The 21,985-nt window shown below is 62.7% G+C and carries 19 protein-coding genes and 1 pseudogene; 7 read left to right on the top strand and 13 right to left on the bottom strand.

Annotated elements, in window-relative coordinates:
* Positions 1-10: 10 nt before the first annotated feature.
* The 3 genes from sseA to N2604_RS12630 form a co-directional block, all read right to left on the bottom strand.
* Positions 11-862: a 3-mercaptopyruvate sulfurtransferase gene (sseA, locus tag N2604_RS12640; RefSeq protein WP_260374965.1), complete on the bottom strand. Its 852-nt coding sequence runs from the start codon at positions 860-862 to the stop codon at positions 11-13.
* Positions 863-1,048: 186 nt separating this feature from the next.
* Positions 1,049-1,462 (bottom strand): rhodanese-like domain-containing protein, encoded by a 414-nt coding sequence (locus tag N2604_RS12635; RefSeq protein ID WP_260374964.1) that lies wholly within the window; start codon positions 1,460-1,462, stop codon positions 1,049-1,051.
* 124 nt (positions 1,463-1,586) lie between these two features.
* Positions 1,587-2,762, bottom strand: a complete 1,176-nt coding sequence (locus N2604_RS12630; protein WP_260374963.1) for a VWA domain-containing protein — start codon at positions 2,760-2,762, stop codon at positions 1,587-1,589.
* A 122-nt stretch (positions 2,763-2,884) separates the two neighbouring features.
* On the opposite strand from N2604_RS12630, the gene N2604_RS12625 reads away from it, so the two are divergent.
* Positions 2,885-3,130 (top strand): GlsB/YeaQ/YmgE family stress response membrane protein, encoded by a 246-nt coding sequence (locus tag N2604_RS12625; RefSeq protein WP_260374962.1) that lies wholly within the window; start codon positions 2,885-2,887, stop codon positions 3,128-3,130.
* A gap of 107 nt (positions 3,131-3,237) precedes the next feature.
* On the top strand, positions 3,238-4,080 hold the full coding sequence (locus N2604_RS12620) for a MoxR family ATPase (protein WP_260374961.1): 843 nt from the start codon (positions 3,238-3,240) through the stop codon (positions 4,078-4,080).
* Between the two features lie 397 nt (positions 4,081-4,477).
* On the opposite strand, the gene N2604_RS12615 is transcribed toward N2604_RS12620, so the two are convergent.
* Together N2604_RS12615 and N2604_RS12610 are read right to left on the bottom strand one after the other, a co-directional pair.
* On the bottom strand, positions 4,478-5,128 hold the full coding sequence (locus N2604_RS12615; RefSeq protein WP_260371235.1) for a transposase: 651 nt from the start codon (positions 5,126-5,128) through the stop codon (positions 4,478-4,480).
* Positions 5,022-5,438, bottom strand: coding sequence for a transposase (locus N2604_RS12610; protein ID WP_260376215.1), 417 nt, complete (start codon positions 5,436-5,438; stop codon positions 5,022-5,024). The genes N2604_RS12615 and N2604_RS12610 overlap by 107 nt, the downstream gene beginning before the upstream one ends.
* Before the next feature lie 1,106 nt (positions 5,439-6,544).
* On the opposite strand from N2604_RS12610, the pseudogene N2604_RS12600 reads away from it, so the two are divergent.
* Together N2604_RS12600 and N2604_RS12595 are read left to right on the top strand one after the other, a co-directional pair.
* Positions 6,545-7,500: pseudogene (locus N2604_RS12600) on the top strand (IS481 family transposase).
* On the top strand, positions 7,392-8,846 hold the full coding sequence (locus N2604_RS12595; protein WP_260374960.1) for an IS1182 family transposase: 1,455 nt from the start codon (positions 7,392-7,394) through the stop codon (positions 8,844-8,846). Before N2604_RS12600 ends, N2604_RS12595 begins: the two are co-directional and overlap by 109 nt.
* Positions 8,847-8,985: 139 nt before the next feature.
* Here N2604_RS12595 and N2604_RS12590 read toward each other — a convergent pair whose 3' ends face one another.
* The 4 genes from N2604_RS12590 to N2604_RS12575 all read right to left on the bottom strand — a co-directional run bounded on the left by N2604_RS12590 (position 8,986) and on the right by N2604_RS12575 (position 13,433).
* Entirely contained in the window at positions 8,986-10,632 is a 1,647-nt protein-coding gene (locus N2604_RS12590; protein ID WP_260374959.1) for a GMC family oxidoreductase, read from the bottom strand.
* A 16-nt stretch (positions 10,633-10,648) separates the two neighbouring features.
* Positions 10,649-11,242, bottom strand: coding sequence for a GNAT family N-acetyltransferase (locus tag N2604_RS12585; protein WP_260374958.1), 594 nt, complete (start codon positions 11,240-11,242; stop codon positions 10,649-10,651).
* A gap of 195 nt (positions 11,243-11,437) precedes the next feature.
* On the bottom strand, positions 11,438-12,364 hold the full coding sequence (locus tag N2604_RS12580) for an SMP-30/gluconolactonase/LRE family protein (RefSeq protein WP_260374957.1): 927 nt from the start codon (positions 12,362-12,364) through the stop codon (positions 11,438-11,440).
* A 223-nt stretch (positions 12,365-12,587) separates the two neighbouring features.
* Positions 12,588-13,433, bottom strand: a complete 846-nt coding sequence (locus N2604_RS12575) for an AraC family transcriptional regulator (RefSeq protein WP_260374956.1) — start codon at positions 13,431-13,433, stop codon at positions 12,588-12,590.
* Positions 13,434-13,603: 170 nt separating this feature from the next.
* Here N2604_RS12575 and N2604_RS12570 point away from each other — a divergent pair, with 170 nt between their 5' ends.
* Positions 13,604-14,707, top strand: coding sequence for a mandelate racemase/muconate lactonizing enzyme family protein (locus tag N2604_RS12570; protein WP_260374955.1), 1,104 nt, complete (start codon positions 13,604-13,606; stop codon positions 14,705-14,707).
* Between the two features lie 9 nt (positions 14,708-14,716).
* On the opposite strand, the gene N2604_RS12565 is transcribed toward N2604_RS12570, so the two are convergent.
* Positions 14,717-15,073, bottom strand: coding sequence for a hypothetical protein (locus N2604_RS12565; RefSeq protein WP_260374954.1), 357 nt, complete (start codon positions 15,071-15,073; stop codon positions 14,717-14,719).
* A 184-nt stretch (positions 15,074-15,257) separates the two neighbouring features.
* Between N2604_RS12565 and N2604_RS12560 the strand changes: the two genes are divergently transcribed.
* The gene (locus N2604_RS12560; RefSeq protein ID WP_024339451.1) at positions 15,258-15,482 is read left to right on the top strand and encodes a hypothetical protein; all 225 of its coding nucleotides are present in this window, start codon (positions 15,258-15,260) and stop codon (positions 15,480-15,482) included.
* A 281-nt stretch (positions 15,483-15,763) separates the two neighbouring features.
* Here N2604_RS12560 and N2604_RS12555 read toward each other — a convergent pair whose 3' ends face one another.
* A complete protein-coding gene (locus N2604_RS12555; protein WP_260374953.1) occupies positions 15,764-16,420 on the bottom strand; it encodes a glutathione S-transferase family protein in 657 nt (218 codons plus the stop codon).
* Between the two features lie 156 nt (positions 16,421-16,576).
* On the opposite strand from N2604_RS12555, the gene N2604_RS12550 reads away from it, so the two are divergent.
* A complete protein-coding gene (locus N2604_RS12550) occupies positions 16,577-17,800 on the top strand; it encodes a polyhydroxyalkanoate depolymerase (protein ID WP_260374952.1) in 1,224 nt (407 codons plus the stop codon).
* Positions 17,801-17,840: 40 nt separating this feature from the next.
* On the opposite strand, the gene N2604_RS12545 is transcribed toward N2604_RS12550, so the two are convergent.
* Both N2604_RS12545 and N2604_RS12540 read right to left on the bottom strand, forming a co-directional pair.
* The gene (locus tag N2604_RS12545) at positions 17,841-19,328 is read right to left on the bottom strand and encodes a metallophosphoesterase (protein ID WP_260374951.1); all 1,488 of its coding nucleotides are present in this window, start codon (positions 19,326-19,328) and stop codon (positions 17,841-17,843) included.
* A 629-nt stretch (positions 19,329-19,957) separates the two neighbouring features.
* On the bottom strand, positions 19,958-21,862 hold the full coding sequence (locus tag N2604_RS12540) for a diguanylate cyclase domain-containing protein (RefSeq protein ID WP_260374950.1): 1,905 nt from the start codon (positions 21,860-21,862) through the stop codon (positions 19,958-19,960).
* Positions 21,863-21,985: the final 123 nt, after the last annotated feature.

Below are 21,985 nucleotides of genomic sequence, written 5' to 3'. Positions count from 1 at the left end.
TCCGACAACCTCACGCCGGGCCGGTCGCGATGGCCGGGCCGCCGGCCTGGCCCCATTCCGACCACGAGCCGTCATAGAGCGCGGTGTCGGTGATGCCGAGGCGGTAGAGCGCGAGGGTCAGCACGCCGGCGGAGACGCCGGAGCCGCAGCTCGTCACGATCGGCGCATCCAGCTTGACGCCGGCATTCGTGAAGGCGGCGCGGAGCTCGTCGGGCGGCTTCATCTCGCCGGTCGCGGCATCGAACAGCAGATTGTAGGGCACGTTGCGGGCGCCGGGGATGTGGCCGGAGCGGATGCCCGGACGCGGCTCGGGCGCGCGGCCTTCGAACCGATCGGCAGCACGCGCGTCGATCACCTGCTCCTTGCGGCTTTCGAGGTTGGCGATCAGCTGCTGCATGCTGCGCACGCGGTTGGCATCATAGCTCGCCGTGAACGTCGCCGGCTTCGGCTTGACCTCGCCGCTCTCGGTCGCGCGCCCCTCAGTGCGCCATTTCTTCAAACCGCCATTGAGGATGCGCACGTTGCTGTGGCCGTAGGACAGGAACATCCACCAGGCACGAGGCGCCGCGACCCAGCCGCCGGCATCGTAGAGCACGACGGTGTCGCTATTTCCGATGCCGAGATTGCCGACGTCGCGGCCGAACTGCTCCGCGCTCGGAAACATGTGCGGCAGCGGGTTGGAATGATCCGACACCGCATCGACGTCGAAGAACATGGCGCCCGGCAGATGCGCGGCGAGGTAATCGTCCTTCGGCAGCGGCAGCACGCCCGGCAGCTTGAAGCTGGCGTCGAGGATCTTGACGTTGGCATCGCCGATGTGAGCGGCGAGCCATTCGGTGGAGACGAGGGGGTCGGTAGTCATGCGATATCTTTCTTGTCGTTCCGAAGTTGAAGCAGTGCGCATCAGACTCCGCTGTCATCGCCCGGCTTGACCGGGCGATCCAGTATTCCAGAGGCGGTCATGATTGAGCCGAGAGGCTGCGGCGTACTGGATTCCCCGCTTTCGCGGGGAATGACAGCGGAGATTGGCGCGACAGCGCAGCACTTCTCACCCCTTCTTCCTCGGCTCCCACTGCTCGGTCGGGCCACCGGCATCGCGCCAGGCGGCATAGCCGCCGGCGATGTGGGCGACCGGCTTGAGGCCCATGTCCTGCGCGGTCTTGGCCGCGAGCGCTGAGCGCAAGCCGCCGGCGCAGTGGAACACGAACTTCTTGTCCTCCTGGAAGATCGGCTTGGCGTAGGGGCTCTGCGGGTCGATCCAGAATTCGAGCATGCCGCGCGTGCAGGCGAAGGCGCCGGGGATGCGGCCGTCGCGCTCGATCTCGCGGGGATCGCGGATGTCGACGATGACGACGTCGCCGTTCTTGGAGATCTCGATCGCGTCCTTGGCGGTGAGCGTCTCGATCTCGGCATTGGCCTCGTCGATCAGCGCCTTGATGCCGCGGGTGATGGTCTGGGGCATATGGTTCTCCCTCTTGTCATTCCGGGGCGCGCATAGCGCGAACCCGGAATCCATTTCTCTACACCGCTGGGCCCGATGGGTTCCGGGCTCGATGCTTCGCATCGCCCCGGAATGACGGCGGGAGCTAGTGCGTCAATTCCTTCATCGCACTCTCCAGCCCCTCGATCGTGATCGGATACATCCGGTTGGCGAAGATGCGTTTGATGATGGTGGTGGATTCCGAATAGTCCCAGTGCTTCTGCTGCACCGGGTTCAGCCACACCGTGTGCGGATAGGTGCGGATGATGCGGTCGAGCCAGACGGAGCCCGGCTCCTCGTTGACGTGCTCGACCGAGCCGCCGGGCACCATGATCTCGTAAGGCGACATCGAGGCGTCGCCGACGAACACGACCTTGTAGTCGTGCGGGTATTTGTGCAGCACGTCCCAGGTCGGCGTACGGTCGGTGAAGCGACGCTTGTTCTGCTTCCACACGCCTTCATAGAGGCAATTGTGGAAGTAGAAATACTCCATGTGCTTGAACTCGCTCTTCGCCGCCGAAAACAGCTCCTCGACCTGCTCGATATGCGCGTCCATCGAGCCGCCGATGTCAAAGAACACCAAGAGCTTCACCGCATTGCGCCGCTCGGGGCGCATGTGCACGTCGAGATAGCCGTGATTGGCGGTCTCGCGGATGGTGGTGTCGAGATCGAGCTCGTCCGGCGCGCCGGTGCGCGCGAACTTGCGCAGGCGCCGCAGCGCCACCTTGATGTTGCGGATGCCGAGCTCGACATTGCCGTCCAAATCCTTGAACTCGCGCCTGTCCCACACCTTCACGGCGCGGTTGTTGCGGTTCTTCTCCTGGCCGATACGCACGCCTTCAGGGTTATAGCCGTGCGCGCCGAACGGCGAGGTGCCGGCGGTGCCGATCCATTTCGAGCCGCCCTGATGGCGCCCCTTCTGCTCCTCGAGGCGCTTCTTCAAGGTCTCCATGAGCTTGTCCCAGCCCATGGCCTCGATCTGCTTCTTCTCTTCCTCCGTGAGGTATTTCTCGGCGAGCTTCTTCAGCCACTCCTCGGGGATCTCCGCCTTGTCCATGGCGTCGAGCAGGCTTTCCAGCCCCTTGAACACCGTGCCGAAGACGCGGTCGAACTTGTCGAGGTTGCGCTCGTCCTTCACCAGCGAGGCACGCGACAGATAGTAGAAATTCTCGACCGTGTAGTCCGCGAGGTCGGCGTCGAGCGCCTCCATCAGCGTGAGGTATTCGCGCAGCGTCACGGGGACCTGCGCATCGCGCAGAGAGGTGAAGAATTGCAGGAACATGGGTGACAGATTGCCCGTCAGCTGGCTGACGTCAAGGGGTGGAGGCCGCTGCGGGATGCTGGACCGGCAGGCTTTTTGCTCTAGAATTGTCGGCCTCAAGGGGTTGTTGGGGGACGTTTGCAATGGGAATTGTCGCAGCGCTCATCATCGGCGCGATCGCCGGCTGGCTGGCCGGCAAGATTGTCCACGGGGCGGGATTTGGGCTGGTCGGCAACATCGTCGTCGGCATCATCGGTGCGCTGGTCGCGGGCTGGGTGCTGCCGCAGCTGCACATCCAGCTGGCAACGGGCACGGTCGGCGCCATCGTGGACGCCACCATCGGCGCGGTGATTGTGCTCGTCATCCTTTCGCTGATAAAACGGGTCTGAAAGCCTGACCGAACCAGGAACGGCCGCGATGCGCGGCCGTTCGCTTGTCGTGACCGAGGCCATTGATACTGGCAATGCCTTGCGACGACGACCAACAAGGACGCGCGATGAAATTTACCGGCACCAAGGACTATGTTGCGACCGATGACCTCAAGGTCGCCGTCAACGCTTCGATCGTGCTCGAGCGCCCGCTCCTGGTGAAGGGCGAGCCGGGCACCGGCAAGACGGTGCTGGCGGAGGAAGTGGCGAAGGCGCTGAACGCCCCGCTTCTGACCTGGCACATCAAGTCCACCACCAAGGCGCAGCAAGGCCTCTACGAATACGACGCGGTGTCGCGCCTGCGCGACAGCCAACTCGGCGATGAGCGCGTGTCCGACATCCGGAACTACATCAAGCGCGGCAAGCTGTGGGACGCCTTCACGGCCGAGCAGCGCCCGGTGCTCCTGATCGACGAGATCGACAAGGCCGACATCGAATTCCCCAACGATTTGCTGCTCGAGCTCGACCGCATGGAATTCCACGTCTACGAGACCGGCGAGACGATCAAGGCCAAGCAGCGCCCGATCATGATGATCACCTCCAACAACGAGAAGGAGCTGCCGGACGCGTTCCTGCGCCGTTGCTTCTTCCACTACATCAAGTTCCCCGACGCCGACACGATGGGCCGCATCGTCGACGTCCACTTCCCCGGCATCAAGAAGCGCCTGGTCGAGGAAGCCCTGCGCATCTTCTTCGAGGTGCGCGAGGTGCCGGGCCTGAAGAAGAAGCCGTCGACCTCGGAGCTGCTCGATTGGCTCAAGCTGCTGCTCAACGAAGACATGAGCGTCGAGCAATTGCGGGAAAGGGATCCGCGCAAACTGATCCCGCCGCTGCACGGCGCGCTGCTGAAGAACGAGCAGGACGTGCACCTGTTCGAGCGGCTGGCGTTCTTGAGCCGACGGGAAGTGTGAGGCTGCACGTTCTCTTGCGATAGCGCCACGCCCTCGCCTCACTATCGGTGTCATGCCCCGGCTTGACCGGGGCATCCAGTACGACGCGGCTTCTCGACTCAACCAAATACGCCTCTGGAATACTGGATCGCCCGCCTTCGCGGGCGATGACGGTGAGTGTGGAGTTGCAGTCACACCTTCGCGGCCTCGCGGCTCATCTCGCCCGAGCTTTGCTTCATTCCATCGCCCCAAAAGAAAGAGCAACTGGGGTCGGAGTAGACCGGCGATCAGACGGGCTCAAGGCTGGTGCTGGCGCACCCCCGCCTTCGGCGGCTGACGGCCTTGACCCCGTCTGCACGCCGGTCTTTGGGCTGGGCATGCGCTCGGCCGAAGTCCGAGCGCGAGATAGACGCGCTCGTCAAGCCACCCTGTATCTTTTCGGATCCCACGTCTCGCCGCGAGCGATCATGGTGTTGAGGATGATGATCAGCTTGCGTATGCAGGCGACGATCGCGATCTTTGGCGGCTTGCCCTTGGCAATCAGGCGTTCATAGAAGGCCTTGAACACCGGATTGTTCAGCGTCGCGGCGCCGACGCAGGGCATGTAAAGGGCATTTCGCACCCAGCGGCGGCCACCCTTGATGCAGCGTTCACCTCGACGTTTGCCGCTATCGTCGTCATAAGGAGCAACGCCCACCAACGCGGCGGCAACTTCATCGCTCACCTGCCCCAGCTCCGGTAGTCCTCCAAGCAGCGCCATTGCGGTCCCCTCAGCAAAGCCTGGTACGCTCTGGATGATCTCGGCGCGTTTGGCAAAGTCCGGCGTTGTCTTGATCGTCGCCGCGATCGCGGTATCGAGCGCGGCGATTTCGTCAGCTAGCTTCTTAAGAAGACGCGCGCGAGCCTTCCGAACAAGGGCCGGCGCTTCATGCTCCTTCTGCATTTCCAGGCGAGCCCTGACGTCAATCAGGCCTTGGCGTCCCCTCACCAGTGCCTTCATCTCCTCGTGAGCGGGATTGTCGACTTGGCTGGGAGCCTCGCTGAATGTCTCGGCGAACCAGGAGATCATCTCCGCGTCGATCTTGTCGTTTTTCGCAAGGCGTCCCGCCGATTCCGCAAAATGGCGAAACCCGTTTGGGATCGACGATCCGTACTTCCAGCCCTGCTTGGCGCAACGCCTTGGCCCATACCCGCTCGTAGCCGCCGCTTGCCTCCATCACTGCCTTGCCGACCCGATGCTTGCGAAGCCATGCAATCAAGCTCCGTCGCCCCGCCGCGGTTGTTGGGCAAGTCTTCCGCTCCGTTACGGCCCGAATGCACGCATCAATCTTGTCTTTGGCGACATCGATGCCGACGACAACCAGATCGTCTTGTGTCATCATCCACTCCCTTCCTTGCCTGGTACGGGCTCGCAGCCCTTGCAACTGTTCGGGTTGAGGAAGACACCGGAGCTGTCCCTTGCTCTTTAGCAGGCTCTGTCGCCTTTGGGCGCAACGGGCTCAGTTCCGGCAACGGGCGGTTCTGATCCAACCGCCCGTTGCCACATCCTGCCAGATTTCGGGGGCACAAGGGCGCAGGGAAGACCGGGTGCCGACGGGCACCCGCGGTCCGCTGCGCGAAAAGCACACGCAGAGAAACCGCACAGCAGCATACAGGTGTCGCCGATCACTCGGCCTTCCCTGCGCGATGGTCGGACGGCTTATGCCGCGCTCTCCCGGGAGCCGAATTCCCTCTGGCCTCCCTCGCCCCGCGAATTGACGATGCCGTCTGCCCGGTTGGGCTCGCGCGCATCTCCGCAAAGGGCTTGACCGTAGCAACGACGGCCAGGACCACACGGTTTTGCCGTACGCGCTCAGCGCCGTCCGTCTGCACGCAGGTCCACGGACTCACAGGGACTACCCGCCCTGCCCGCACCTTTCGTGCCGACGCTGCCGCGTCCACCGCAACCCGGCCCGCGTTTCGAACGACTCGCGAACCGCCCCTCTTTCGTGAGCCGGGCTGTTTGGGGTTATGCCGCAATTCCGAATTTCGGTAAAGTGGAATATTTTCGCGGCAAGGGGTTGACTGGGTGGCGGGGTGTTTTGCCCGACGAGGCTGGGCAAGAACGTCGTTTTTTGAGAGTTGATGTAGGATTCGTCTTATGGCGAATCGCACATTCAAGACCGGCGAGAGCCGGGAGCAACCCAGTCTTCTGCCTGCGCGGATTGAGGACTATGTCGGGCCGGACAATCCGGTGCGGGCGATCGAGAGCTTCGTTTGCGCGCTCGACCTTGCAAAGCTTGGTTTCGGCCACGCGGATCGTGGCGCGGAAGAAGTCGGGCAGCCGCCGTATGATCCTGCCGATCTGCTGAAGCTCTATCTTTACGGCTACATCAACCAGGTCAGGTCGTCGCGACGGCTAGATGTGGTCTTTCAGGAGGTTGTCCATTCGGCCCTGACCGGGAACTCTGAAGTCGCCAAACCACAGCGATTCGCGGAGAACCGAATGGACACCCACAAGAATGCTCCCCTGACACCGAAAGGTCGAGAGGCGATGGTTCGTGCCGTCGTGGATTTCGGCCTGTCCAAAGCAGCCGCGGCGCGCCAGTTCAATACGACGCCGAAAACGGTTGCCAAATGGGTCGGCCGTTTCCGCATGGAAGGCGTTGATGGCTTGCGCGACCGCTCGTCACGACCTCATTCACTGCCGAGCCAAACAGAGCCTGCCACATGCACCGCTGTTGAGGTCTTGCGGCGCCAGCGCCACACCGGCAAGCAGATCGCGGTCGAACTCAAGATATCGACGGCCACTGTGAGCCGCATTCTGCGTCGTTTGGGACTGAACCGGATACGCGACCTGGAGCCGGCCGAGCCGGTGCGCCGCTATGAGCGCGAAACGCCGGGCGAGATGATCCACATCGACATCAAAAAGCTCGGCCGCTTCGACAAGATCGGCCACCGCATCACCGGCGATCGCACCGGTCAGAGCAACAACCGAGGGTCGGCTGGGAATTCGTCCACGTCTGCATTGACGATCACTCCCGCGTCGCCTTCTCCCAGATCTTGCCCGATGAAAAAGCCGAGAGCGCCGTAGCCTTCCTCAAAGCGGCCATTGATTATTACAAAGGCCTCGGCGTCACCGTCACCCGGGTCATGACCGATAACGGCAGTTGTTACAAAGCCTTCGACTTCCGCGACGCCTGCCAGGAGCTCGGCCTCAAGCACAAGCGAACCAGGCCTTATACGCCCAAAACCAATGGCAAGGCCGAACGCTTCATCCAGACCGCGCTCAGGGAGTGGGCCTATGCGCAAGCCTATCCCACCTCCGACCGCCGCGCCGAGGAGTTGCCCCGTTGGCTCCATCGATACAACTGGCATCGCCCCCACGGCGGGATAAGATCTCAAACGCCGATCAGCAGGCTCGGTCTAACCGAGGACAACCTCTTGAGGCTCCACAGCTAGAGCGGGAATCTGGCCGCAATCTGGAGCTGATCTGGCTGCTGAAGGGACTGAAGCCGGGTTATCGGACGATTGCCAACTTCCGCAAGGAGAACTGGAAGGCGCTGAAGGCCGCGAACCGCAGCTTCGTGCTGCTGGCTCGGGAGCTTGGGCTTGTGGGCGGCACGATCGTAGCGATTGATGGTTCCCTGTTCCACGGCGACGCCAGCAAGGCTTCCATCTTTACGCGCAAGCGGCTTGGCGAGCAGATCGCGAGGCTGGACCAGGAGATCGAGGCTTACCGCAAGTCTGTTGAAGACAATGATGCGGCAGAGGCCAAGAAGCCGGGGAAGGATCGCGCGGACGGTGATGGTCGAGGAGATGGCGGTGATATCGCTGCGAAGGTCGCGGCGCTGATGGCGAAGCGTTCACGTGCCGAGGCCGATCTGGCTCGGCTGGAAGAGAGTGGCGAGACGCAAATGTCGCTGACGGATCCGGACGCCCGGCTTCTGGTCAAGAATGGTCAGGGCATTGCAGGCTACAATGTGCAGACCGCGGTTGATGACAAGCACAAGCTCATTGTCGCGAGTGAGGTAGTCAACGACAGCAGTGATGTTCGACAGCTCTCTGCGATGGCCAAGGCGGCCAAAAAGGCTCTTGGAGCCGAGACACTGCAGGCGCTGGCCGATGAGGGCTATTACAGCAGTGTCGAACTGAAGGCCTGCGAGGACGAGGGTATCATTGCCTATGTACCGCTGCCCGAAGGTAGCGCGCGGCTCGAGAAGCAAGGCCGCTTTGCGCTCAAGGACTTCAACTATGATGGTGCAACCGACACCTACCGTTGTCCTGCGGGCCAGCCGCTGCATCCGTTCAAGAGCAGGCAAAAGAACACCAGCGGCCGCATTGAGATCCGTTACGCGGCCCGTGTAGCAATCTGCAGGAGCTGCCCGCTCAAGGTCCGCTGTCTCTCACCGACCACCACCTACCGGACCATTGGTCGCTGGGAGCATGAAGATGTTCTCGAACGCCACCGCGCACGGATGCAGGGTGCGGGCGAGCTGATGCGTCGTCGTTCGGGGATTGTCGAGCATCCGTTTGGCACGCTCAAATGCCGTGCCGGCTATCGTCATTTCCTGGTCCGCGGCTTCGACAAGGTCCGCGGCGAATGGAGCCTGATGGCGCTCTGCTACAATTTCACCCGTGCGCTCAACATCCTTGGATTTGACGGGTTTCTGGCTGCCCTCGCAAAGAGGCTTGCTGTTTGCCAATGTATCTTCGCAGCCCTCCTCCAGCACATCCTGGTTGCTCCAGAGCCTCTCTGGACCAATATCCGACCGCCGCTCCAAATCGGCCGCTTCGTTCCGGCATGAGCCCGCCAACGACCAATTCTTGCCCAGCCTCGACGGGCAATTCGTAGGATGGATAGAGCGCAGCGAAACCCATCAAGCCGGCTTCCGCGCACACCGAAAGATGATGGGTTTCGCTGCGCTCTATCCATCCTACGAAGATTCACGCCACCGCCGTATCCGGAATCCTTGCGGCTTCCATCGGCTGCTTGCCGCGGATGAGGTCGGAGGCGCGGTCGGCGATCATCATGGTAGAGGCGTTGAGGTTTGCCGAGATCATGCGCGGCATGACCGACGCGTCGATCACGCGGAGGCCCTCCAGGCCGTGGACGCGGAGCTGGTCGTCGACCACGGCCCAGGTGGAATCCGCGGGTCCCATGCGGCAGGTGCAGCCGGGGTGGAAGGTGGTGGTGCCGCGCTCGGTGGCGGCGTGCAAGAATTCGTCGTCGGTGTTGACGTTGGGGCCGGGGAAATCCTCGTAGGCGTAATAGGGCGAGAGCGGCGCACTCTTCAAGAGGCGCCGCGCGAGCTTCATGCCGCCGACGATGACGCGGCGGTCGAGCTCGGCGTCGAGATAATTGGTCTGGATGATCGGCGGCGCGAACGGATCAGACGAGCGGATGCGGACATAGCCGCGGCTCTCGGGGCGCTGCTGCCAGGACGCTACCGTCATGCCGGGCTCGTCCTCGAGCTGACCCTGCACGCCCTCCTTGTAGCTTGCCGGCGTGAAGGTGAGCTGCAGATCGGAGCTCTCGGCACTCTCGCCGGAATGCCAGAAGCAATAGACCATGGTCGGCGACAGTGACAGCAGGCCGCGGCGTGCGGTCGCCCATTTCATCGCCTCGACCCAGAGACGCCAGCCGCGACGGAGCTCGTTGATGGTCTTGATGTCCTTGACGCGCGCCACCGTGCGCGGGGCGTAGTGGTCCTGCAGGCCCTCGCCGACCGGCAGCGCGTGACGCACGGCAATGCCGTGCTGCTGCAATAGGTCCGGCGAGCCGATGCCGGAGAGCTGCAGCAGCTGCGGCGAATTGTAGCTGCCGCCGGACAGGATCACCTCCTTGTTGGCGCGCACTTCGACCGGCTGGCCGCCGCGGCCGCCCTTGGTGTAGCGCACGCCGACGGCGCGCTTGCCCTCGAAGATGATCTCGGTCGCGTGCGCATGGATGCGCACATGCACGTTGGGCCGCTTCATCGCCGGCTTGAGGAACGCGGTCGCGCCGGAGACGCGCAGGCCGTTGTTGATGGTGCGCTGGCAGTAGGAGACGCCTTCCTGGGTCTTGCCGTTGTAATCGGGGTTGCGGGGAATGCCGAGCGAGACCGCGCCTTCCATGAAGGCCTCGCAGAGCGGATCGCGCCAGTTCATGGTGGTGACGATGAGGTTGCCGTCGCGGCCGCGATAGATGTCCTCGCCCTCGCCGACCCGCTTCTCCAGCCGGCGGAAATAGGGCAGCACGTCGGCATAGCCCCAGCCGCGATTGCCCATCTGGGCCCAGGTGTCGAAATCCATGCGCTGGCCGCGATTGTAGATGTGGCCGTTGATCGAGGACGAGCCGCCGAGCGTCTTGCCACGCGGCGCGTAGATGCTGCGCCCGCCGGTCCACGGACCGGGCTCCTGCTGATAGGCCCAGTTGATGCTCTTCATGTGGAAGGTCTTGATGAAGCCCGCCGGCAGATGGATGTAGGGATGCCAGTCGGAAGGGCCCGCCTCGAGCACGCAGACGCTGACCTTCGGATCTTCGCTGAGCCGGCTGGTGAGCACGCAACCGGCGGAGCCCGCGCCGACGATCACATAATCAAATCTATCCATGGTCCCTCGGCCGCCCCTAGCGCGGCTTGTCGTTGAGTTGGAATTCGAGATGCGCCTGCACCGTCGGCCATTCGGCGGCGGTGATGCTGTAGACGACAGTGTCGCGCAACGTGCCGTTCGGCGCGATCTGATGACTGCGCAGGATACCGTCCTGCTTGGCGCCCAGGCGCTCGATGGCGCGGCGGCTCTGGTGGTTGAAGAAGTGCGTGCGGAACTCGACCGCGATGCAGTTCAGCGTCTCGAAGGCGTGGCGCAGCAGCAGCAGCTTGCACTGGGTGTTGAGCGGCCCGCGCTGCGCGCTCTTGCCATACCAGGTCGAGCCGATCTCGACGCGGCGGTTCGCGGCATCGATGTTCATGTAGGTGGTCATGCCGACGATCCTGCCGCCGGAATCGAACACGGTGAAGGGCAGCATCGAGCCCGCGGCCTGCAGGCCGAGGCGGCGGTCGATCTCCTTGCCCATGTTCTCCGGCAGCGGGATCGCGGTGTACCACAGCTTCGACAGCTCGCCGTCCTTGACGGCCTCGACCAGCCCCTCGCGATGATCATGCGACAGCGGCTCGAGACGGGCGTGCTGTCCGCGCAGGGTGATGGGATCGGGCCAGGGCATTGAAATCTCTCCTTACGTCATTGTGCGGCAAGGCAGCCGGACTGCCAGATCCTCATCCTGAGGAGCGCGGAACGCGCGTCTCGAAGGATGAAGGCCCGCCGGTGGCCTCGCCCTTCGAGACGCGCGCGAAGGGCGCGCTCCTCAGGGTGAGGGTCTGGTAGTTGCTTCGCTCGCAATGACGGTCACTAGCACCGTTTACTTGTTCAGAAAATTGAGCGGCAAACCGCCGCGCGGCCAGTCCATGGCGATCAGCTCGCCCTTGCCCGAGAGCGTGATGTAGGCGGTCTTCAGCTCGGGGCCGCCGAAGGCGATGTTGGTGGTGACGCGGTCGCCGGTCGGGACCTGTTCCACCAGGGCGCCGTCGGGCGCGATCACCGAGATGCAGCCGGAGACCAGGGTGGCAACGCAGACATTGCCGTTCGCTTCCACCGCGAGCGAGTCGAACATCTGGTAGCCGCCGAGGCCGCAGATCGGCTGGCCGCGCTCGCCGCGATAGATCGGATCGCGCGGCTTGAGCGTGCCCGGCGCCGAGAGCTCATAGGCCCAGAGCCGCCCGGTCGGCGTTTCCGCGATGTAGACCGTATTCTCGTCCGGCGACAGGCCGATACCGTTGGCCGGCAATACGCCGTGCACGATTTCGACGATCTCGCTCATGCCGGGCTTGAGGTAATACATGCCGCCGACGTCCATTTCGCGCGCGCGGCGCTTGCCGAGATCGGAGAACCAGAGGCCGCCCTGCTTGTCGAACACGAGGTCGTTCGGCCCGCGCAGATCGTGCGCGCCGCATTTGGTCACGACAGTCTCGACCTTGCCGGATTGCAGGTCGACGCGCTGGATCGCGCCGCCGAGATAATCGTCCGGCTGCGGGCCCGGCATGATCATCTTGCCGGCCGGAATCCAGGAGAAGCCGCCATTGTTGCAGATGTAGATCTTGCCGTCGGGCCCGAGCGCGGCGCCATTCGGGCCGCCGGGAATCTTGGCCACGATTTCCTTGCGACCGTCGGGATAGACACGTGTCAGCCGCTGGCCGCGAATCTCCACCAGCACCACCGAACCGTCCGGCATCACGACCGGCCCTTCGGGAAATTCGAGGTCGGTGGCGAGAACGCGGACGTTGGACATTGGAGACCCTCCCGGCTGCTTGTTATGGCTTGCACGGGATGTCCGGCACGGGCCCCCGCAGGCAAGATTTGCCTGCGGTTATGGCAAAGTCGCCGAGGCTTGCCAAGCAAGCGGGACGGTATGCCAGCGTTGCGTTGCAAAGCGCGATGAAGATCATCGCGCCTTGCGTTATTGTTTGAGCATGATCTTTTCGGAAAACCGCTTCGCACTTTTCCGGATCATGCTATTCCCTGACCGGTATCCAGATTTCGAAGCCGCCATGGCCGGTCGCGGGATCGAATTTTTCGTCATAGCGCTCGAAGTTCGGCGCATCCGCGGCTTTCAGGCCGGACGCCGGCAGCCACTGATTCCAGATCGTGTTGACGGTGCGGCGGATCGAGGCGACGTGGTCCTTGTGCGTGAACACCGCATAACGCTGCTCGGGAATGCGGATGCGACCGAAGCGGCGCGGCAGGTCGGAGAAGTCGGCGACCTCGACGCCGGCGATGTAGTCGAAATTGCCGGCATCATCGCCATTGCAGCAGACGCCGTAGGCGACTTGATTATTTCCTTGGCCGACGCGCGCGGGAATATCGGCGACCTCCCGATTGAAGCGCTGCCATAGACCGGGGATCATGGCGCCGTTGTCGCAGGCGATGCGCTCGGCGGGACCGGCGACGAGGAAGGCCTTTGCGGTCTCGAAGCGCGGTGGGGCAAGATGGTCGAGCATGGTCGAGTCCATGAGGATCGGCTCCTGTAGCCTGAGCTGGTTGACGCACGCTGCCGCCCTCACCGCTTCGGGCGTGGTGCCGAATTGGTCGCGGAACGCGCGGGTGAAGGCTTCGTGCGAGCCGTAATCCGCCTCCAGCGCCAGTGACAGGATGTCGGGTGCGCCCTTTGCCAGACTGCGCGCCGCCTCCGTCAGCCGCCGCGCGCGCACGTAGCGCATCACCGGCAGACCGACCGCTGCGGCAAACGCACGCACCATGTGGAACCGCGACACGCCCGAGATCGCAGCGATCTCGTCGAGCGTCATCGGCTCGGCCAGATGGCTCTCGATATACCAGAGCGCGCGCTGGGCTGGATTCATGTGGTTCAGGCCTCGTTCGAAGCGCGGCGATGATGCGCCTGTTACCATCGCCCTGCTTGATCGGCATTGCTGTCCTTCGCGCCAGGATAGCCGGCCAATGGAAGCTGGCAACGCCCCGGCGTTCGTGGCTACATTCGTCGAAACCGCTCACGAGAAAGAGGAACCGGGTCATGGAAATCACCGATGTGCGGGCGCACCAGATCCGCATCCCCTATGATTCCGGTGTCGCGAGCTTCCGCCAGGGCGCTTCCGCCATCACGGCCCTCGATATGGTTCTCGTCGAGGTCACGACCGATGCCGGGCTGACCGGCTGGGGCGATGCCTTCGCCTATGTCTGTCCGCGCACCACGCGCAGCGCGGTCGAGGAGATGATCGCGCCGCAGGCCCGCGGGCTGAAGGTGCCCGATGCGGCCGGCATTCCCGCATTCATGGAGCAGATCCAGCGCAACCTGCATCTGTTCGGCCGCTACGGCATCACCATGTTCGCAATCTCCGGGCTCGATATCGCATTGTGGGACCTGGCCGCGAAGGTTAAGGACGTGCCGCTGCATCGCCTGCTGGGCGAGATCAGGCGCACGGCTATTCCGGCTTACGCGAGCCTGCTCCGGATCGGCTCGCCCGACAACATCGCCGCCGAATGCAGGAAGGCGCTCGCGCTCGGCTATGGCGCGATCAAGCTGCACGAAACCACGACGTTTGCGGTGCTCGCCGCACGCGAGGCGATCGGCCCCAACATTCCGCTGATGGTCGACATGAACTGCCCGCTGACCGGCGAGCAGGCGATCGCCTTCGCGACGACATGCCGCGACGCGCAGCCGCTGTTTCTGGAGGAGCCGGTCTGGCCGCCGGAAGACTTCACCACGCTTGCCGAGGTGCGCAGCAAGAGCGGGCTCGGTATTGCCGCCGGCGAGAATGCCTGCACGGCATATCAATTCCGCCAGATGATGGAGGCGGGCGCGGTCAGCCACGCCCAGCCCTCGGTGATCAAGGTCGGCGGCATCACGGAATTCACGAAGGTCGCGGCGCTGGCCGATCGGTCCGGCGTCAAGATCGTGCCGCACTCTCCTTACTTCGGCCCTGGCCTGCTGGCGACGCTGCATCTGCTCGCGACGCGCGACGACGGGCTGGTCGAGATGTTCTATTTAAAGCGCAAGGCCTGCCTCTGGGGCGGCCGCGCCGATGTCGATGCCTCCGGCCATGTCGCGGTGCCGGCGGGACCCGGGCTCGGCTATGAGCCCGATCGCGGCGTGATGAAGCGTTATCGCGTGGCGTGACCGGCGCGCCTATTTCGCGGCGTCCTTCGCCGGCGGCGCGTCCTGCTTCTTCTTCAGATCCTCGGCGGTCTTCGCCTGCGCGGCCTGAAGATCGGCGAGCGTCTTCTGCAGGCCGGCGACGGCTGTCTTCAACGCATCGATCTGACGACCCGCCGCGTCCAGCTTCTGCTGGTGATCGAGGCCGAGCTTGGTGATCGTCTTCTGCAGGAAGTCGACATTGCTCTGCAGACAGCTGGTGCGGCGCTCCATGGTCTTCTCGACCGTGCAGATCTCGATGCCGGGCACGTCCTGCGCGAGCACCGGCAGAGGCGCCAGCGCTGCGAGCAGCAATATCGCGAAACAAATGCCGGCGTTTCGAAGCAGCATGAAAGTTCCTCGGCCAGTCGATCACATCAATGTGCGCTGTTTGTGCGCAGCCGCGTGAGGCTACCACACTCGTACCGCATTCTCGCGTTGAGCTTGCGTCCGTTCCCTCGGACGGGGAACGATGATCCGCGCGCGGAAGAAGTGGGCGCTCTGTCCGCGGCTTTGTTTAGGGGAGAATATTAGAATGGCAACGCGCGATAGACGTTTGGCGGAATTCGACGGCGCCGGAGAACCACCGCCGGGCCTGCCACTCGAAGTGCTGTGCGAGGATCACAGCGGGACATATCAACTGCCGTTCGCCTGCCGCTATGTCGAGGGACGCTGGCAAAACCACGAGGCCGGCATTGCGGTGGAGGCAACCGTGATCGGCTGGCGCCTGCCGCGCGTGAAGCAGCGCGGGGCCGCCTGAAGGCGTTCTCTGTTTCAAAATGCGACGGGGCCCGCGCTCCGCTTTAACCTTCGGAACGCGGCCCGAACGAATCACGTCCGAATCAGCCGAAGCGCCCTGTACGCTTCTGTTCACGACTAGATCTCGCGGCGCCCCGGCAGGCACGCACAATATCTGCGCAGCCGGCGGGATCGCAGGCGCCTGTCGCCGGCGCCAAAGGTTAATTGTTGCAAAGGCATAGCGCTGCAGCCGCAGCGGAGGGACCTGCGCCGCCGAAACAGGCAGGGCCGTGCGACACCTGCCTAATATTCGACCTCGAGCTCCTCGATCTCGGCCGGCTCCTCCCTCGCCGCCGCGATCCATTCCTGCATCTCGGGCATCGCCATAATGGTGTCGGCATAGGCCTTCAGCGGCGGTGCGAGCTTGACGTCGTAGGTCACGAAGCGCGTCACCACCGGGGCGTACATCGCATCCGCCATGGTGCGCTTCTCGCCGAACAGGAAGGGGCCGCCCGATTTCTCCAGGCAGTCGCGCCAGATGAAGCAGACCCGGTCGATGTCGGCCTGCGCCCGCGACCAGATCTTGAAGCCGGGAAAGTGTCCCTTCAGGTTGACCGGGAGCGAGGCGCGCAGCGTGGTGAAGCCGGAATGGATTTCGCCTGAGATCGAGCGGCAATGGGCGCGCTGGACGCGGTCGGCCGGCAGCAGGCCGGCGTCCGGCATCGCCTCGTTGAGATATTCGGCAATGGCCAGCGTGTCCCAGACCACGGCGCCCTCGTGCCGCAGGCACGGCACCAGGATCGAGGACGACAGCAGCAGGATCTCGGCACGCGCCGACGGATCGTCCGGCGCGGTGACGATCTCCTCGAAGTCGAGCCCGGAGAATTTCGTCAGCAGCCAGCCACGCAGCGACCAGGACGAGTAGTTCTTGCTGCTGATGGTCAGTGTCGCCTTCGCCATATGACCCTTTCCCTGGTCCCGACATCGGCCCGGCCTGCCCGTGGCCTCGTGCTTCCACGGCATGAACAGCAAGCGACGTGCCAGTTTTGCGCGGGGCCCGATTGCCGTCTGGCGTCCTTATTGCATAGCAGCACGGGACGGGGTGGGCGGTTCAGTATGATGTCGATGTATTATCAGGCTTTTCAGAACCACATGGACCTGACGGCGCCATGGCGCGCGGGGGCTTCGTCCGCGCTCAAATTCCTCCACCTGGTGCCTCAGGGCCTATCGGACCAGGTGGTCGGCCGGCTGTCGGCCGCGCTGGAGCTGATCTCGCGCTCCACCCTCACCTACGACCGTCCCGCCTACGGCATCGACAGCGTCATGGTGGGCAACCGCGAGGTCGCCGTCAGCGAGGAGATCGCCTACGCGACGCCGTTCGGCTCGCTGCTGCACTTCAAGAAAGAGGGCGTCGGCGAGCAGCCGCGCATGCTGCTGGTGGCGCCGATGTCCGGCCACTTCGCGACGCTCCTGCGCGGCACCGTGAAGACGCTGCTGCAGGACCACGACGTCTACATCACCGACTGGCACAATCCGCGCGACATCCCGCGCAGCGAGGGCCGCTTCGGGCTCGACGATTACACCGAGCACCTGATCGATTTCCTCGGACAGCTCGGGCCGCGCCCGCACATGGTGGCGATCTGCCAGCCGTCCGTCTCCGCACTCGCGGCCGCCGCGATCATGTGCGAGGACAACCATCCCTCGCGCCCGGCGACGCTGACGCTGATGGCCGGCCCGATCGACACGCGGATCCAGCCGACCAGGGTCAACGAGTTCGCCAAGAGCAAGCCGATCGAATGGTTCGAGCGCAATTTGATCAATTACGTGCCGATGCAGTGCCGCGGCGCCTTGCGCAAGGTCTATCCCGGCTTCGTGCAGCTCACCGCCTTCGTCTCGATGAATCTCGAGCGCCACATCAAGCAGCATCTCGACCTCGCCAACCACATCGCCAAGGGCGAGAAGGAGAAAGCCGCGACCATCAAGACGTTCTACGACGAATATTTCGCCGTGATGGATCTGCCGGCCGAGTTCTACATCGAGACCGTGCGCGACGTGTTCCAGGAGCACCTCCTGCCGCAAGGCAAGCTGATGCATCGCGGCCGTCCCGTGAACACCAGGGCGGTCAGCCGCATGGGCCTGATGACGGTCGAAGGCGAGAAGGACGACATCTGCTCGATCGGCCAGACGCTGGCCGCGCAGGACCTCTGCACCGGCGTGCGCGCCTATCGCCGCGTCCACCACATGCAGGCCGGCGTCGGCCATTACGGCGTGTTCTCCGGCAAGCGCTGGAACAACGAGATCTATCCGCTGCTGCGCGATTTCGTGCACGTGAATTCGTGAGACGGGCAAGTGGGGCTCAGGCGATTCCGGCGGAGGCGTTTCATCGACGGGTGATTGCATCCGGCAGCCGCGCATACAGGTAGGTGGTTTCGGCCCTGTCTTCGAATATCAGCTCGGCCTGAATCTGCATGGGTCCCCAATAGTGGAAGGAGACGCAGAAGTTAGACGATGCGTCCGCGCTCGATATCTGTCGTTTGAATTTCGGGCCCGCCGACCACAATACTTCCTTTGGAAAAGTGTTATGACCCGGATGCGGCACGATCCAAGCACGGGCTTCGTATCCTTGTCCGGGCATCAGGGACGGCAGTACTTCTACAACAGGCATGTTGCATCTGAGCCGTTCGTATTCTTTCTTTCGCCTCGCTTCGAGCTCGTCGGGTGGCACGGGAAAATCGACACGGCGAGATTGGGTAGGGAGCGGCAAACTGTCGTAGGGGGACATGACCTTGTCGTAGACGCGAAGGGTACGCCAATTCCATTGATCCGGATCCAGCTCTCCCGCCGGACCCCATCTATTCAAACCGCGCGTGACAATTTGCACCCTGGATTGCAGCGCCCCGGGATTCCACTTTATTGTGATCAGATTGTAGGTGTTGGACCTCAACCCCGCCTGAGGCAGCGTCTTGCTACCAGCGGCACCGCCTGCGACGATTAACTGCGGTCTGGGGGTTGGTGTGTCAGGCGCCGTCCATGCCGGATCGGGATCGTACGAAAACACCTGCGGGAAATGCTTGTGACCGTGAAGAACGAGTTGGAAGCCATGCTCACGAAGGAGTGTCAAGAGCGATCCCGCGTTGAGGATCGCGTCAATATCTCTGCCTGCCTCAATGAAAGACGGCAAGAGAACAGGATGATGGTGAACAACCCCAACCTTCAGCCACTCCTTGGAATCTGGAGTCTCTGAAGCCACTCGCTCTAAGCCGCGTCTCAACGAAGCGATGGCCTTGTAGTCGACCTGCCCCCTGCTCTCGTCAAAGGTATCCTTCTCTACATAGTAGCTCGAGTTTATCTCGGCCACGAGCAGGCGGTCGTTTGGAAACGCGCGAACCTGCGTGAGCTTGTCGGCCTGATCGGCGTGAACAACTGGCCGAGCCTCGGAAATCCCTCGGAAAAGCTTGTTGTAAAAATTGCAATAGGGGAGAAAGCGATGTTCAGGATCGCTTTGATTGAATACGACATCGTGGTTTCCGGGCACGACGAAAACGTCTTGAAGCGCAACCTTCGTACCCAGTATGGGGTTTCTGATCAGATTTTCGATAAACTCGTACGCACTCTGGAATTCTCTTGGATCGGCGGTGTGAGCCAAGTCCCCCGAAACGACGAGGATCAAACGAGTAGGTTCATCGTAATCGGCTTGATTGGCCCATATGAACTCCTTCCACTCGATGCCGCCGAGATCGCTTGCTATCAGCTCCCAAAGCTTGGGAATTCCAGCGCTTGCCCCTGACCCGGGATGTCGACAGAAATGGTCGCCCCCGAAATGGATGTCTGAGATATGCAGTATGCGGATTTGAGGAAACTTGCTCATAAGTCCTCCTATTGAAGAACCCTCCATGCAACGGCAGCGAGATCGCCTGGCGGTTTATGCTTGGCACGAATGAGACAGCCAGACAGGACCCGTTGATCTCCTGGCCGAAGCTCGATTTGACTGCTGGGCATTCCTTCACCTTGGGGAGTTGACCAGGCTCTGGCCAAGATCGTGCCCGGCCCCGCGTTTGCCACGAGCACATCCTTACGCTCAGGGCTTTCGTACAGGATTGGATCATGCATCGATGAAACCGGAGTCACGCCGTGCCACATCTCACCCACCGTTGAAATTCTGTCACGAGTATTGAATTGACGCCGTCAGCAATCTTCTGCACTACTTATAGTACAATCCGATCTTGTACGCTACCCGAAGGGAACGGCAACCAGACCCAGCCCGGTCATCAGCCCGCGGACCGCAGCGCCGGCGTGTTCTCCGGCAAGCGCTGGAACAACGAGATCTATCCGCTGCTGCGCGATTTCGTGCACGTGAATTCGAGAGGGTCACGCCGCGGCGCACTAGAGCATGATCCGGAAAAGTGTGTAGCGGTTTTCCGAAAAGATCATGCTCAAACAACAACCTAAAGCGCGATGACGATTCATCCTAATCGCATCGCGCTTTAGAGCTGCTCTTCAAGCTCGTATCGCGCTGGGCCACGCGATGACTTGCCCTGACATCACAAGGCGGTTGCGCCCGCTCTCCTTGGCGGCGTAGAGCGCCTTGTCCGCAGCCGCTATCAACGACGTGCAATCAGCCTTATCGCCGAACGACATATGTGTGGCGCCACCAATACTGAGGGTGACCTGCTTGGATGGCGGATTGAGCGCGTGCAGGATGCCGAGGTCTTGAATCGCTTGCCGGATTCGCTCGCCGACCTGCTCGCACCCTCCCGTGTCGGTATTTGGCAGCAGCAAGGCGAATTCCTCACCACCATACCGAGCGGCCAAGTCTGCCGGCCGCCTGGCCTGCTCCGCCAGGACCCCGGCGACCGAGCGGAGACATGCATCGCCCGCCTGATGCCCGTACTGATCATTGAAACTCTTGAAATGATCGACATCCATCAGCAAAAGTGACAGAGGCGTTCCTTCGCGCCTGGCCCGGTCCCATTCCGCTTCTAGCCGCTCGTCGAAGTGTCTGCGGTTTGCCAAGGCCGTCAGGCCATCCGAACTGGCGAGAGCCGCCAGCTTATGTTCCAGGTCCTTACGTTCGGTCATGTCGCGCGAGATCGCCACCACGCCGTCGATGTCTCCACTCTGCGCACTCCTGGCGACGCGCAGCGCGGTTTCGATCCAGACCTCGCCTTTCTCGCGATGCCGAGTGCGATAAGTGATTCTTGCCTCCTCGGCTTCGCCGTTCATCAACGCGGAGATCGTCTCCTCAACCCGCGCCAGATCCGCCGGATTTATGCCGGCGAGGGCCGACGTATCCACCAATTCGTTCGGAGCCCAGCCGAGGACTCGCGCGCTGGACGGCGACGTATAGAGAATCCGTCCATCGACCGCTATGCGCATGACCATGTCTCCCGACTGCTCCGCGAGGAGACGAAAATCCGCCTCCTTGGCGATCAGAGCAGCCGCCATCTTCTGCCGCATGTGCAACTGGCGCACCAGCAAAACCCCCGCAATAGCGAGCCCTCCTATCAGTCCCAGCACCGCAGCTACGCGCGTCAGCGCCGCTCTGCGCCAGGGGGCCAAGACGTCGTCTTCCGATTCCGTCGCAACCACGACAACAGGGTAGCGACTGCTGAGTTGATAAAAACTCAGACGCCGAACGCCGTCGAGAGGCGACGTGAAGTAGTAAACGTCCGCAGCTGGCCGCTCGCGGAAATTCCTAAAAAGCGGTGCATTCGACAGATCGCGGCCCGTATATCCGTTGTCCGGGCTACGCGCGAGGACAACGCCTTTCGCGGTCGCCAGTGCAATTGAGCCATTCTGGCCAACGTCGAATCCGCGATAGAATTGTAAAAAATAGTCGACATCGATCGTGGTAAGAGCCACTCCGGCAAAACTGCCGTCAGGATGATCGAAGCGCCTTGACGCTGTGATGATCCATTGGCCCCCCGACCTGCTCCTCACTGGACCCCCAATGAAGGTTCCTCGCTCAGCCACGGCGCGATGATGCTGGAAATACTCGCGGTCGCTGTTGTTGAGGCCGGCGAAATCCACGGGCTCGCTGGTCGCGAGCCAGCGGCCGGTCTCGTCATAGACGAACACAGCGCGAATCCGGTTCGCGGCTTTGCGCCGGGAAAGAAAGGTCTGAATCTTGGCGATCGCGGCCGGGCTGCTTCCCTCGAGTTCGAGTTGGCCGACCAACACATTGAGAACGGTGTCCGCGAGTTCGAACGTATCGTCCGCGTGTTGCGTCACCGACCGGGCCAGATTGGCCATGTCTGTTTCGGAGCCCTTCAGCAGCGTCTGTCGCGAGGACCACTCCCGCCAGCCGCTGAGCGCGACAATCGCCAAGCAAGCGACCGCCACGAATGCGGAGGCCCAGAGCGTCAGACGCCCTTTCCGAAGATCGCTGCGGTGATCGATCAAGAGATGCTCCCTGCACCCTCAACGCCGGTAAACGCCCTGGGCTAAAGGGTGGTTGCGCGTTCCGGCTGTGATTTTTTGGCAGAACGCCGGAAGGAGACTGACGGCATCGATGAGCGGCTTGAC

The sequence above is a fragment of the Bradyrhizobium sp. CB1015 genome, assembly GCF_025200925.1.
Classification (GTDB): domain Bacteria; phylum Pseudomonadota; class Alphaproteobacteria; order Rhizobiales; family Xanthobacteraceae; genus Bradyrhizobium.
Note: the sequence above shows the minus strand (reverse complement) of the source record. Positions and strands in the feature narration are given on the sequence as shown.

Coding starts and splice junctions, on each gene's coding strand:
- sseA (WP_260374965.1), bottom strand. CDS start 862: ATGACTACCGACCCCCTCGTCTCCACCGAATGGCTCGCCGCTCACATC.
- N2604_RS12635 (WP_260374964.1), bottom strand. CDS start 1,462: ATGCCCCAGACCATCACCCGCGGCATCAAGGCGCTGATCGACGAGGCC.
- N2604_RS12630 (WP_260374963.1), bottom strand. CDS start 2,762: ATGTTCCTGCAATTCTTCACCTCTCTGCGCGATGCGCAGGTCCCCGTG.
- N2604_RS12625 (WP_260374962.1), top strand. CDS start 2,885: ATGGGAATTGTCGCAGCGCTCATCATCGGCGCGATCGCCGGCTGGCTG.
- N2604_RS12620 (WP_260374961.1), top strand. CDS start 3,238: ATGAAATTTACCGGCACCAAGGACTATGTTGCGACCGATGACCTCAAG.
- N2604_RS12615 (WP_260371235.1), bottom strand. CDS start 5,128: ATGATCTCCTGGTTCGCCGAGACATTCAGCGAGGCTCCCAGCCAAGTC.
- N2604_RS12610 (WP_260376215.1), bottom strand. CDS start 5,438: ATGACACAAGACGATCTGGTTGTCGTCGGCATCGATGTCGCCAAAGAC.
- N2604_RS12590 (WP_260374959.1), bottom strand. CDS start 10,632: ATGGATAGATTTGATTATGTGATCGTCGGCGCGGGCTCCGCCGGTTGC.
- N2604_RS12585 (WP_260374958.1), bottom strand. CDS start 11,242: ATGCCCTGGCCCGATCCCATCACCCTGCGCGGACAGCACGCCCGTCTC.
- N2604_RS12580 (WP_260374957.1), bottom strand. CDS start 12,364: ATGTCCAACGTCCGCGTTCTCGCCACCGACCTCGAATTTCCCGAAGGG.
- N2604_RS12575 (WP_260374956.1), bottom strand. CDS start 13,433: ATGAATCCAGCCCAGCGCGCGCTCTGGTATATCGAGAGCCATCTGGCC.
- N2604_RS12570 (WP_260374955.1), top strand. CDS start 13,604: ATGGAAATCACCGATGTGCGGGCGCACCAGATCCGCATCCCCTATGAT.
- N2604_RS12565 (WP_260374954.1), bottom strand. CDS start 15,073: ATGCTGCTTCGAAACGCCGGCATTTGTTTCGCGATATTGCTGCTCGCA.
- N2604_RS12560 (WP_024339451.1), top strand. CDS start 15,258: ATGGCAACGCGCGATAGACGTTTGGCGGAATTCGACGGCGCCGGAGAA.
- N2604_RS12555 (WP_260374953.1), bottom strand. CDS start 16,420: ATGGCGAAGGCGACACTGACCATCAGCAGCAAGAACTACTCGTCCTGG.
- N2604_RS12550 (WP_260374952.1), top strand. CDS start 16,577: ATGATGTCGATGTATTATCAGGCTTTTCAGAACCACATGGACCTGACG.
- N2604_RS12545 (WP_260374951.1), bottom strand. CDS start 19,328: ATGAGCAAGTTTCCTCAAATCCGCATACTGCATATCTCAGACATCCAT.